At 43.9% G+C, this 12,782-nt stretch carries 10 protein-coding genes; 3 read left to right on the top strand and 7 right to left on the bottom strand.

Annotation, left to right across the window (positions count from 1 at the left end):
• Nucleotides 1-90: 90 nt before the first annotated feature.
• The 3 genes from MHH63_RS24955 to MHH63_RS24945 all read right to left on the bottom strand — a co-directional run bounded on the left by MHH63_RS24955 (nucleotide 91) and on the right by MHH63_RS24945 (nucleotide 2,880).
• Nucleotides 91-1,125, bottom strand: a complete 1,035-nt coding sequence (locus tag MHH63_RS24955) for a C40 family peptidase (protein ID WP_339188926.1) — start codon at nucleotides 1,123-1,125, stop codon at nucleotides 91-93.
• A 176-nt stretch (nucleotides 1,126-1,301) separates the two neighbouring features.
• A complete protein-coding gene (locus MHH63_RS24950; RefSeq protein WP_341143668.1) occupies nucleotides 1,302-1,766 on the bottom strand; it encodes a RidA family protein in 465 nt (154 codons plus the stop codon).
• Between the two features lie 55 nt (nucleotides 1,767-1,821).
• Nucleotides 1,822-2,880, bottom strand: coding sequence for an LLM class flavin-dependent oxidoreductase (locus MHH63_RS24945; RefSeq protein ID WP_076124143.1), 1,059 nt, complete (start codon nucleotides 2,878-2,880; stop codon nucleotides 1,822-1,824).
• A gap of 283 nt (nucleotides 2,881-3,163) precedes the next feature.
• Between MHH63_RS24945 and MHH63_RS24940 the strand changes: the two genes are divergently transcribed.
• Nucleotides 3,164-4,828: a histidine kinase N-terminal 7TM domain-containing diguanylate cyclase gene (locus MHH63_RS24940; RefSeq protein ID WP_076191593.1), complete on the top strand. Its 1,665-nt coding sequence runs from the start codon at nucleotides 3,164-3,166 to the stop codon at nucleotides 4,826-4,828.
• A gap of 55 nt (nucleotides 4,829-4,883) precedes the next feature.
• On the opposite strand, the gene MHH63_RS24935 is transcribed toward MHH63_RS24940, so the two are convergent.
• A complete protein-coding gene (locus MHH63_RS24935; protein WP_036682263.1) occupies nucleotides 4,884-5,225 on the bottom strand; it encodes a zinc ribbon domain-containing protein YjdM in 342 nt (113 codons plus the stop codon).
• Between the two features lie 221 nt (nucleotides 5,226-5,446).
• Here MHH63_RS24935 and MHH63_RS24930 point away from each other — a divergent pair, with 221 nt between their 5' ends.
• The gene (locus MHH63_RS24930; RefSeq protein ID WP_051491231.1) at nucleotides 5,447-5,785 is read left to right on the top strand and encodes a DUF4234 domain-containing protein; all 339 of its coding nucleotides are present in this window, start codon (nucleotides 5,447-5,449) and stop codon (nucleotides 5,783-5,785) included.
• Entirely contained in the window at nucleotides 5,748-6,176 is a 429-nt protein-coding gene (locus tag MHH63_RS24925; protein WP_305953674.1) for a DUF2752 domain-containing protein, read from the top strand. Before MHH63_RS24930 ends, MHH63_RS24925 begins: the two co-directional genes overlap by 38 nt.
• A gap of 12 nt (nucleotides 6,177-6,188) precedes the next feature.
• Here the strand turns inward: MHH63_RS24925 and MHH63_RS24920 are convergent, their stop codons facing one another.
• From MHH63_RS24920 to MHH63_RS24910, 3 genes are all read right to left on the bottom strand, one after another.
• On the bottom strand, nucleotides 6,189-6,842 hold the full coding sequence (locus MHH63_RS24920) for a response regulator (RefSeq protein WP_076191591.1): 654 nt from the start codon (nucleotides 6,840-6,842) through the stop codon (nucleotides 6,189-6,191).
• A complete protein-coding gene (locus tag MHH63_RS24915) occupies nucleotides 6,839-11,920 on the bottom strand; it encodes an AAA family ATPase (RefSeq protein WP_341172208.1) in 5,082 nt (1,693 codons plus the stop codon). The genes MHH63_RS24920 and MHH63_RS24915 overlap by 4 nt, the downstream gene beginning before the upstream one ends.
• Before the next feature lie 84 nt (nucleotides 11,921-12,004).
• Entirely contained in the window at nucleotides 12,005-12,640 is a 636-nt protein-coding gene (locus MHH63_RS24910) for a response regulator (RefSeq protein ID WP_076124152.1), read from the bottom strand.
• Between the last annotated feature and the right edge of the window lie 142 nt (nucleotides 12,641-12,782).

The following is a 12,782-nucleotide window of genomic DNA, read 5'->3' as shown; positions in this document are numbered from 1 at the left end:
AAACCGTCTTTATGCCTGCAAATAATTTTTAATGGAGAGGGGATTTCAACTTTTCTTCACCGTGATAATTATAGCCTAATTATTACCTAGCTAAAACAATCTGCGAGCCGTGACCAAACGTTTCTTCCACTTGTCACTTAAGGCTTCATAATGAACGCCAAGCTCCTTGGAGTACGTATGTAGGATCTGATTATTTCCCGCGTAAATCGCCACATGCCCAATATCGAGTCCTCGTGCACTGAAGAATAACAGGTCCCCTTTGCGCAGCTCGTTAATTCCAACCTCTTTGCCCTCTTTGGCCTGATTGTAAGAGACACGTGGCAGGTCAATTGCCAACACATCCTTAAATACATGTCCCACAAAAGAAGAACAGTCAAAGGTAGATGTCTGGTCAGTAGCAGCACCAAATTCATAAGGTGTTCCCAGATATTTTTCTCCGTAAGCAAGCAGCTCGCTTCCCTGCCGCTCTACAAGAGCCGTACTAGTATAATTGCTATATTTGGGTTTAGCAGATATATAGCCACTCTTGTTATCTTGTGTTCGCACTTCTAACCATAAAGCATCTACTTCTCTAACCACATGTACCTTATCTCCTGCTGACAACATTTGCTGCACCGTTGATTGGGCTGACGAGTCTGGCAAACTTCGCAGGTTAACCCCATATAGAATTGTCGTATCGTAATCCACTGCCGAGTAGATACGAACGGCACGAGTAGTGGTATCCCACTTCACAGTGCTGCCCAAAGCTTCGCTGACAAAACGCAGTGGCATCATCGTATAACCGCCAGCAATCTGGCCGGGAACCGTTACACTTAAGGACTGGCCATTTTTATTCGCTGCCTGATCACCAATATGATAGGTCAGCACCAGGTCTCCCTTGGTTGCCTTAACGGTCTTGGTATCATTATTCCAAGTAATCTTTGCCCCCTGAGCTTCAAATAACTTGCGCATAGGGACTAGTACTGTATCGTTTACTAACAAGGGCTGAGCCCCCAATTGTAGCTGTTGATCATCCAGATAGACGGCTGTAACCGGAGTCTGAGGCGTTGTCGCCGCATAGGCCGGAGCAGTATAGAGCATAGATGTAAGTAGTAAAAGTAACATAGCTTTCTTTTGAAATTTCATGATGTCATCACCTCGTTGATTGATATGTACACCTATTGTTACTAAAAAAAGGGTGATTAGTTTTGTTACAAATTTTGGGGTAAGCATCTACCTACGGCATAAGCACCTAAAAAAAGAGGACTACGATCACCTTTCGGTATCATAGTCCTCTTTTTAAATATGCCTCATGGAGCCGGCTAGACAGGTTCCTCAACTTCAAAAATGGAATCAATAATGATCGGAAGATTATCCCTTACAGAAACAGCACCCAATACAGAACGAGCATGAACACCCTTGTCTCCGAACACCTCAAGCATTAAATCTGAACAACCATTAAGCACTTTATGATGTTCTTCAAAAAGGGGATCTGCATTAACGAAGCCTTGAATTTTGACTACTCTTTTCACTTTGTCCAAAGAACCTAAAGCTGTCTTCAGGACGGCAAGGATTTCTATACCCGTTAAACGTGCAAAATGGTAGCCTTCCTTGGTAGTGTAATCTTGTCCCAGCTTCCCTTTGGGATGGCACGCTGGTCCTTTTCCCGACACAAAACATAAACCATTAACAATTACGTAGTTAGCGTATTTTGCCGCCGGTTCACTAGCCTCAGGCAGAACAACTCCTAATGCTTCGAGTCTGCTCGCTATAGTGTGCTCTGTCATATCCATCTCCCCCTCCATTATCAACAGCTTCAATAATTAAGTAAGATCATAGTTACTACTTAGCTTCAACCTCTGCTTCCCATCTCGATATCTCAGCGCGAACAATGGGTGCTACTTGGGTACCCAATAGCTCAATGGCTCTCATTACATCCTTATGAGGCATTGTGCCAAGCGGCACATGCAGCATAAATCGTGTGATGCCTACTTGCTTGCGCAGGTGAATGATTTTCTCAGCAACGGTCTCTGGGTCACCTACATACAAGGCACCTTCAAATCTACGTGCCGCATCATAGCTTGCACGGGTGTATTGACCCCATCCGCGTTCCCGGCCAATAACATTCATACTAGCTTGTGTAGAAGGGAAGAACATATCGGCAGCCTGCTGATTGTCCTCTGCAATGAAGCCGTGCGAGTGCGAAGCAACGGGCAGCTTCGATACATCATGTCCCGCTTGCGCTGCAGCCTTCTTATAGAGCTTCACGAGCGGAGCAAACTGTAGCGGACTGCCGCCAATGATAGCCAGCACAAGCGGTAATCCTAGTAGACCTGCACGAATTACGGATTCTGTATTTCCTCCGCTACCAATCCATACTGGCAATGGATTCTGCACGGGACGCGGATAAATCCCCAGATTATTAATGGCAGGACGGTGCACGCCGCTCCAGGTTATTTTTTCGGATTCCCGTATTTTGAGCAGCAAGTCCAGCTTCTCATCGAACAGCTCATCATAATGATTCAAATCATACCCAAACAGCGGGAACGATTCAATAAAAGAACCCCGGCCTGCCATGATCTCTGCGCGTCCATTCGAGATTCCATCCAGGGTAGCGAAATCCTGAAACACACGTACGGGGTCATCAGAGGAAAGTACTGTAACCGCACTGGTTAGCCGAATCCGTGTCGTCTGTGAGGCCGCCGCAGCCAGTAAAACTGCTGGAGAAGACGCCGCATAATCTTTGCGATGATGTTCGCCCACGCCAAATATATCTAAACCCACCTGATCTGCAAGCACAATCTCCTCTACAACCTCGCGCAATCGCTGCGCATGACTTATCACTTCACCCGTCTGAACATCCGGTGTTGTTTCTACGAACGTGCTTATTCCTATTTCCACTTACAAATCCCCCTTAACTATAATTTCCTCTTTAAATTGTTTGTTTGATTATAACACAAGTTAAGGTTAAAAAAGCTAGTCATTCTGTCCAACCCTAGTTTCCCGGGAAACTCATCCTTAAAATTTGCAAAACCACGCTTACAAATAGAGGATTTTGAAGGAATATGTTGAAAGACTCTTAAACAAATAGCGGTTGTCGTAGAACAAATAATCATATGGCAACGAATAAAATTCAAGGTAACATGAAAGAACTGTTAACCGGGTGGGAGAAGGTGTCACTGAAATGAATATCATGACATGGATTGATTTGTTATTATTTTTTGTTTTGTTCGCTTTGTTCATCTACATATTTGCGTCTGTAACTATCACTAACCTACATAAAGCATACTTAGTTTTTCATTTTACTATGATGTTATGGCCCTTCTGCCAATTCGCTATCAAAACGACCGACGATCCCAAGTTTCAATTGTTTTATGTAAAGATCGCTTTTATCGACTCGGTTCTGTTAACGATTGGCTGGCTTCTGTTCACGGTACTACTCACCGGGAATTCACATCTTCTTCGAAAAAAGAACACATTGATCCTATACATTCTCGCAGCTTTGATCTTAGTAGGGGTGATCGCCAATCCAAACGGAAGTTTTGTTCTCCCTATGAACGGCGGATATATCGAAAGATATTATGGTCCGATTTTTTGGCTGCTTATTATCTTCTTAACCACCAGCGTAATGATTTCTCTGTATATCATCTATTCAGCGCTAGTCTCAAACACTACACAGCGGATCAAAAAACAGGTTGCTCATGTGCTCAAAGGGGTGCTGGTGCTAACGGTATTTATTTTATTGGATGTTTTTCTTAATGTGGTATTGCTTAAATCTGATCCAGTTATTCCAGGGCTGACCTCTCTGGGGATCTTAATCTCGGCAATCTTTTTCGTAATTGCTATCCATCGGGATAAAATATTTGATCTCGTAACCATCGCCCATCAGGATATCATTGACACAATTACAGAAGGAATTCTTGTACTGGATGATAGTGAGACTGTAGTAGAAATCAATCGCTCGCTTTTTCCAAAAATCCATCTGCAAATCGGTGCTCACTTTGACGTGTCGACCATCGCACCCATAGAGCAAACTTCCGGAGCTTTCGATTTATTCCTTCATACATACTTGAACCAGCCCATGGAGAGGACTGAGGTTGAACTATTCTACACCTCACTCGATGCATACATTAACATTACTGCGGCGCCGATTGTGGTAGGTGGAATCAGGGTTGGACGCATTCTCACTTTTCAGGACAGAAGCGAGCTGCATCGCCTCATAGCCGAGACCAATCACCAGAACGAGACCCTGCAAGAGCGTAATGCTACATTAACTGAAATCCAGGATGAATTATCGCAGACTAACCAAAAACTTAAGCAGATGGCCATAACGGACAGCCTAACCGGTTGTTATAATCGTCATTACTTAACGTTGCACTTAGAGCATGAGATCATAGAAAATATGAAACTCAAGCAGCCTTTTGCTATCATCCTTCTGGATATCGACTTTTTCAAAACAGTGAATGATAATTACGGCCATTTAATCGGTGATGTCGTCATTTGCAGCACGGTAGAGGTAATTAAGAAAACGTTGAGGGAGACGGATGTTCTGGCGCGTTATGGCGGAGAAGAATTTATCATTTACTTACCAAATACAGATCAAACACAAGCAAACCACTTAGCAAAACATATCAAATCTATAATAGAAGCTAATAAAGTACATGTAGAGGATGTTGCTCATTCCCTCTCGATTACTGTTAGTATGGGACTGCTGTCCATTAGTAATTTTGCAGCACAATATACAGAAAGCCTGACCAATCAACTAAATGATTTATTCGAATCAGTGGACAAAGCCTTATATCAAGCAAAAAATGCCGGACGAAATCAGATTGTTGAGATTAATAGATAACGTTTAAAATAAAGAATCAGCCTACTTCTGTTGAAGTTAAGCTGATTTTTATTTTTTAGATCTTTTTAACAAACTCGGACTTTAATTTCATAGCTCCAAAACCATCGATTTTGCAATCAATATCATGATCTCCGTCCACTAAACGGATGTTTTTCACCTTTGTTCCTATCTTCAGAACGGATGAGCTTCCTTTTACTTTAAGGTCTTTAATAATAGTTATAGCATCTCCATCATTTAAAATATTTCCGTTGGCATCTCTGACAACCTTGTTCTCTTCACTGCTTTCAGCCTCTGTGTCGAGGCTCCACTCATGCGCACATTCCGGGCAGACGAGCAAACTACCATCTTCATAAGTGTATTCTGAATTACATTTCGGGCAATTTGGCAAAGTTGACATCAAAGTGTCCTCCATTCGTTAATGTAAATCTAGTTGTGGTTCCAGTGCATAGCCTCAAAAGTATATTTCATATTTGGTAAGGTTTCCACTAGATATCAGCAGTAAGTTTGTCTAGATTTCGACAGCGGACAGTAATTCTCAAATATTGTCTTGTATATTTTTTCCTAATTCAATAAGATGGAAATGTCGAATTTTTATGTAAATACATAGGAGAGTGAGTAATGATTAGTCGCAGAAGTGTTGCATTCGCCATTATTTTGTCATTAATTACATGTGGGCTCTATACAATCTATTGGTTTATTGTTCTAACCAATGAGGTAGGCGAACTGAGTGGAGACTATACATTTACAGGAGGAAAACATTTCCTTCTAACGTTGGTTACGTGCGGGATCTGGAGCTTCATTTGGGCCTATCAGGTAGGTAAACATATTGCTGAAGCTCAAAGACAGCGCGGCCAATACCCGTCAGATAATTCAGTGCTTTATGTGATCCTGACACTCTTTGGCCTGGGTATTGTCACGTATGCCTTGGTACAATCCGATGTTAATAAACTGGTATAAGTTTACGATTTATAAAAGGACACATCCTAAACTATTTTGGGGTGTGTCCTTAAGTCTCGTCGGCGTAGTATATCTCAAAGCATGGATACCCTTAACCAATATTAGTATCCCTTGTCCATTTCATGAATGGACTGGATTGTATTGCCCCGGATGTGGAGTCACAAGAGTTATTCTTTCCTTGCTGAAGTTCGACGTTATTCAAGCGTTTAGATTTAACCCGTTGCTGTTTATTTTAGCACCTCTGTATATGTTGTATTGGATTACTAATAAGAAGCAAATCCGGCCTCTTAGCCAGGCAATTATGGCTATAATGTTGATTCTGACCGTTACATTTGGAATACTGAGGAATCTCCCGCTGTTTGAATATTTGGCCCCGACAGTAATTCGTTAACAGCAACAATTATTACAAAATAGCCTGCAGTCGCACAATTGCTTGGGCCCGATCAACCACTTCTAATTTGCTGTAAAGATTGCTAATATAATTGCGCGCCGTACCTTCCGCAATATGTAATGTATCGGCGATTTCACGGTTGTTCAGTCCCCGGATAATGAGCTGTGCCAGCTCCTCTTCCCGTTCTGTCAGACTGATACGATCCAGACCCGATCTTTGCCAGTGTTCATAGTCCTCTGTTAACCTGTTCATCCTCGATGCCAGTTTAGCTGCTACCGGAGCTGGCAGAATAAATTGCCCGGATAACGTATCATGAATCGAAGCGATCATTTTATCTGCATCCATGTCCTTCAGCATATAACCGCTTGCTCCGTAGGCCATTCCCTCTACAATATAATCAGTCTCTATAAAAGTAGTCAGAATCAGAATGAAGATGTTCGGGCGAATCTGCTTTATTCGTTTCAAGGCGCTAAGGCCATCCATAACTGGCATTTGAATATCGAGCAGCACCAGATCAGGCTGGAATGCCTCAACCATCTCGCAAGCTTCTTCTCCATTCTTGGCAGCACCAACCACTTCCATATCATCTTCCAGATCCAAAATGGTGCGAAGTCCTTCCCGCGTCAACAATTGATCATCGGCAATTACAATTTTTATTTTACTCATGTTCTATCCACAACCCTTCGCATGGGCAGATCAATCTCCAGTAAACAGCCTTCATCCATTTCTGAATCGATGGATAAGCTGCCTCCCAGCTGCTCAACCCGTTCCTTCATCGTCCTAAGTCCAAACCCCATCACGATTGGACTCATCCCTAGCCCACAATCCTTGAGTCTAAACTGCAAGTTCGCTCCAACAGACTCCAGACTAAAATGGAACTCCACACTCTTCCCATGTCTGATCCCATTAGTTAAGCCCTCCTGCAAAGCATGATAGATTGCCTTTTTATAGGCTGTTGACATGGCTTCCGGCAGATCATAAATAACTGCATGAACAACAACGCCTGCATTGCGTTCTGTATCTCGAATCAACTGCTTCAGCATCACGGTTAGATCAGAATACCTGTCCTCTTTCAGCATATGGACAGAGCCGCGGATTTCATTCAAGCTATGCCGCACAAGATCCTGGGCCTCAGCCAGACGCTGAAAGCCGCTGTCTATCTCCTTCTTCTGAAGCAGCCGCTTGCCAGCTTCAATCTGCAGAATCGTCGATGTCAGGGTATGCCCGACAATATCATGAATCTCTTGGGCAATACGATTGCGTTCCTCAAAAACAGTAGCTTCGGCCAACGCCGCAGATGTTTCACGCATCGAACGCTCCAGGCTACGAGTTCTTTCTACCACCTGATCCTCCAGATTTTTTTTGAGATATTGGATTCCCGAATACAGCTTGGCATTAGCGATTGAGATTGCGCATTGTGAACCAAGCAGCTTGAGCACATCGAGTCTGCTTGGAGTAAATACACCCGGCGATAGATTATTCTCTAAATAGAGCAGGCAAACCAATTTATTCTGATTCATGATGGGGAGACATAGAACCGATTTCAGTCTATTATTCCTAACGTAAGTATTACGTGTAAATATTCCTTCACTGAGTGCATCATGTAATACAACCTGTTCTTGTGTTCTTGCCGCGTAAGCTATAATCGCTGCCGGGACCAACCCCGATTCTTCCCCAAGTGGAACAGATTCGATATGCTGGGCTTCTGAGGTCCCATAAGCTTCCACCATCCATTTGCCGTCATGATCAAAAATAACAGCCCCATATTCTGCCCCAGCATTGTGGAGCATGATTCGCATCAGCGTGGCCAATAATCGGCTCATCTCCATTTCGCCGGATAATGCTTGGGCAGACATTACCACAGAAAGGGAATCCACACGATCGAGCCCGGGCTCTCGTTTAATATGCAGCAAATGGCGATGCTGCTGCTCCAGGTCAGCCGCTTTAGCCTTTGCGCCCCATTGCAGATAAGCCTCATAGGCCTCAGTCATATAGATTCTTGCCAGATGCATTTTGCCATGACGAAGCCCGTATTTACCATAACATTCCGCTGCCATCGCTAAATCGTGAATATGACCGTGGATCCGAGCGTTCTCAATGGATTGCTCATACAATGCTTCAGCTTGGCGGGGATCTCGCGATAGACGAGTTAACTCAGCCTTCATTAACAGATATTTATGCTGATAATTCCCCGGACAACGCCTGGCAAGCTTTTTCATTTTCTTCAAGCATTTACGCATTTTTGCCCGATATGTACGTTGCTCTTCAGCGTTATATTCCTCATACAACTGAGCCCAGACTAAACATTCATACATGATCTGCATGGGACTGTCTAGGCCATCTTCGCGTGATTTTATAATGGCCGCTGATTTGGCTAATGCCTCACTGGCTTCTCGGTATTCCCCAAATACATAGCCCGTCAAATATTGATAGATCCAGACCATTTCTTGTATAAAATCAAAGGTGTCCCCATGAACCGACTGTGCAAAAGCAGGCTCGCTAATCTCCGCGATGGGAAAGGGATCATCTATAGAGCGATAACCTGTCAAGCGAACAAGAATGGCCGCTGCTACAATAGCCTGCTTACAATGAAGACTGTTGTTATGGCGCAGCAAATCACCGGAATGAGTAATTAATCGCTCATAGATATCGCCGAGAGGATGACCAAATTGCAAAAGGGAGGCACAGTTGATCAACACATTCTGGTTGCCCTTCCATAAGTCACCTGATTCCAGTCCTACTTTACCAGCTTTCTCGGTAAACGTATGGAGCATAGCAGGATCATAATGCCGCCAGCTATCGTAGCACATGGCGAACGCGGCTAAGGTTGTCATGTGCTGTTTCGGATAGGGTTCGGATAAGCTGAACGCCAGCATGGCCCATTTGAATGTCTCTTCATCATTACGGAAGTAATAATATTGAAACATTGCATAACCTATGAATCCAATGGAAGCCTCCGGAGTCATCCCATAATCAAGCGTTAATTCAATCATGGTGAAGGAAGAAGCAAGCCACCCTTCTCGATTGACGTAAAAGCAAGCATTGCTTGAATGATCTAAAGTAGACATTGCGATTCTACGTGCTTCATCAGTCATTGGAGGTAAAAGAGTAAGCGATTCGAGTGAGACCTTCTTGAGTCTATGCCGCAATCGTAACCATTGAAGCGTCAATTGAGCATAACCAGGATCAAATTGATGCTTCACTTTCAGTAACGATAAGGTATGCTGGCCTAAGGAGATCACCTCTTCATGGTTATCATTACTTGCTTCCAACTGCACCTTCATTACGTAGACGTAAGCCTTATCCATATTTGTCGTAGCTTTATCAATTAACAGATGGAATAATTCATTAGCCGTATCAAAATGGGAACATAAATATTCGAGCTCCGCCCTCTCACGGAATACCCGGAAGGTCAGCCCATAATGCGCCTCCCAGCTCTGCTCCTCTAATAATGACGTTGCCTCAAGCATATATTGCAAGGCTGTCTCATGTGCGGTTGTTTGCTTCGCTTTTATCCCTGCCTGTAAGTTCAGCTCTACTAGTTGAAGCCTCTCTTCAGGGCGGTCTAACCATGTAAGTGCCTGATTCAAATGATGGACAGCTTCGAATAGAGTCGTTCCTTCACTAAGCGGGCCTCGGCCTAGCAATAACAGACCAATCCTCCAATGCAGCTCGGAACGCTCCTCTTCGGAAATAAAAGTATATGCTGCCTGATGAATGCGGTTGTGCTGGAACTTATAATGCGGATATTCCTCCCCGTTAACGGGCTGCAACAAGCGCCCATGTACAGCAACCGCCAACGCATCGTTCAATGTCTCTATCGGTGTCTCCGTAATATCAGCAAGTGTACGTAAATCAAATAGGCTGCCTATAAATGCGGCTCTGCTAAGTGCATATACCGTCTGTTCAGGAAATTGCTGCAATTTACTTGAAAGGTATGAAGCTACGTTATCGGGTACATTCAATTCAGTAATACGCTGGAGATCCCATTTCCAGCTTCGAATATTCTCATCAAATTCCACTCGCTGATCATCTATCAAATCTTGAAGGAATTGCTTAATAAATAACGGGTTTCCATCTGTCTTATGAAGCAGCACGCGCGCCAGCTCGTCCAAGTCAGCTGCCTCGTAACGCATAACATCAAGTAGCAGTTGTTTTAAATCGGTGAGTTCAAGCGCTTGTAAAGAAATTCTGCTCATCGCTACGTTGCGGTCAATCAGATGTTTTTCCAGCCTACTGAGCGGGTGCAGCCTTGTAATCTCCCGATTGCGATAGGAAAGCACGATTAGCAGATGAGTCGTTGCTGTATCCTCTATAAGCGAAGTGAGATATTGCAGCGACGTATCATCAGCCCATTGCAAATTATCCAATACCAAGATCAAAGGATGATCCTCATGAGGAAAGAGTTGAATAAATCGGCTCATGATTAATTGAAAGCGATGCTGAGCTTCCAGCGGTGGCAGTGGAGGCACGGAGGGTTGAAGGCCAATCAAGAGTTCAAGCTTAGGAACAAAATCGATCAGCAACTGACCGTAATTGTCCACTGCTTGTAGAATACGCAGCCTCCAAACCTCCACCTGCAACTTTGTTTCCATCAGCAGCTGACTAACCAACTCTTCTATGACTTGATGCCAGATGCCATAAGGGAGTGAGGTATGTCGGGATTCGAATTTGCCTCTGGCGAAGAAACCATCCAAAGAGACTGTATTTGTAAGGGTCTCCTTCAGAAAGGTTGTTTTGCCGATACCACTCTCCCCGCTAATCCAAACCGTCTCTACGGCACCTTGTGATGCTCGTTGCAGTGCTTCTCTTAAGCTTTGTTGCTCAAGATGTCTTCCATAGAAGCGTCCTGATACCATCCAGCGCTCTGGGATATCCCAGCTTCCTAGTGGAAAAGGCTCAATATGCCCGGATTCTTCTAGACGGGATAGACATTCCTCAAGATCCGATTTAATGCCGAACGCGCTGGCATACCTCGCTTCAGGCATTTTCTCCATGCATTTACCAACAATATCAGAGACCGATAGAGGGATAGTGGGGAACCTGCGGTGCAGAGGCTCAGGTGTATCTGCAAGATGACGATATACAATATCAACAACATCATGCAGCTCAAAGGGGCGGCTGCCCGAGAGACATTCATACAGGATGATCCCCAGCGAATAAAAGTCAGAACGGTAATCCGGTTTGACTCCGGTTCGTCCCGTTTGTTCTGGAGCTATATAAGGAAGCAGAACATCGGGCCGGCCGCTTAACGGTGACAAAGGACTCGTGGTGTTTTCGGTAGAACACATTCTTATATCAATAAATTTCACTTCAAAAGTAATGGGATTTACGATTAGATGAGCGGGGGTTAGTTCATTTAGTGTTATTTTTTCACGATGAATTTGCATAAGACAATCAGCAATAGCTGTAGCGATTCGAAGCAGCGCTGGAAGACCCAGTGAATTAACAGGCATACGCAGGATCTGCCCAAGGGTACTCCCCTCTATATCTTTTAAGAGAAGGACTGGTCGGTCCGCCATAATTTCCAAACTGTACGGCTCTATTGCACCACGACCGCAAAGTCGCTTAAGCATGTCATACTCATGACGAAAAGCATCGACCATGGCAGCTCCCGGGTATTCTCCTATTGTTGTCTTAGCGATAACCCTCAGGCCGTCCTCTTGACGTAGGAGTCTGTATAACCTGATATCTGCGGTATTATCTATCAGATCTAAGGTTTGGTATCCTGGCAATTCAAACATCAACAGCACTCCCTAATTACAATTAGACAGAATACTCAATCTCGCAAAGTAGTTAAAGCCATTATAACATCTGATCTTGCCGTTCTACTCATAAGACATTTCATATTTCGTTAATCCTATCGCGTTTGCGCACAATGCCGCCTGTGTCCGGTCAGTAACCTGCAGCTTCGCTAAAATCTGACTGACATGCTTCTTCACCGTAAATTCACTGATAAAAAGACGTGTGGCAATCACTCTATTGCAAGCACCTTGTCCAAGCTGAATCAGGACTTCCTTCTCTTTTGGTGTCAATTCATCTGTTGGACTGCTGGCGCTCATTCGCATCTTTTCTTCCATTAGACCAGGATCATAGTATTTTCTCCCTTTGTACACCAACTGGATAGCAAACAGTAATTCCTCCGGCAGTGCCTCTTTCAGAACATATCCGTCTACCAGTACTTCTTCAGCCCTCAAAAAATCCTCTCTGCTCGCAGAGGAAGTCAACAGTATGAATTTACTAACAATGCCGCGGGTACGTGCTATCTTAATGACATCCAGTCCTGATTCATCAGCAAGTTTAAGATCAATGAGGACAATGTCTGGCTTTGTCTCTTCAATCACATCAAGTGCTTCCGGACCATTCGTAGCTTCACCGGCAAATTGCATATCCGATTGCATTGCAATGACAGATGCCAGCCCTCTTCTAACTAAAGGATGATCATCTACAATGATGATTTTCACAGAAACACCTCCCTCTAAACCGCATACATTATTTACTTCTTTGTATAAAAAGCTTCAATTGGAGTATTCATTTAAATTTGGCGCATTTCTGATTAAGTATAGTTAAAAGACTACACCGCTTATAGTGAGCGTTGTCATTTCT

This window comes from Paenibacillus sp. FSL H3-0310 (genome assembly GCF_038002785.1).
Taxonomy (GTDB): domain Bacteria; phylum Bacillota; class Bacilli; order Paenibacillales; family Paenibacillaceae; genus Paenibacillus_AQ; species Paenibacillus_AQ odorifer.
The sequence above is the reverse complement of the archived record's forward strand: the minus strand, read 5'-3'. Positions and strand labels throughout refer to the sequence as shown.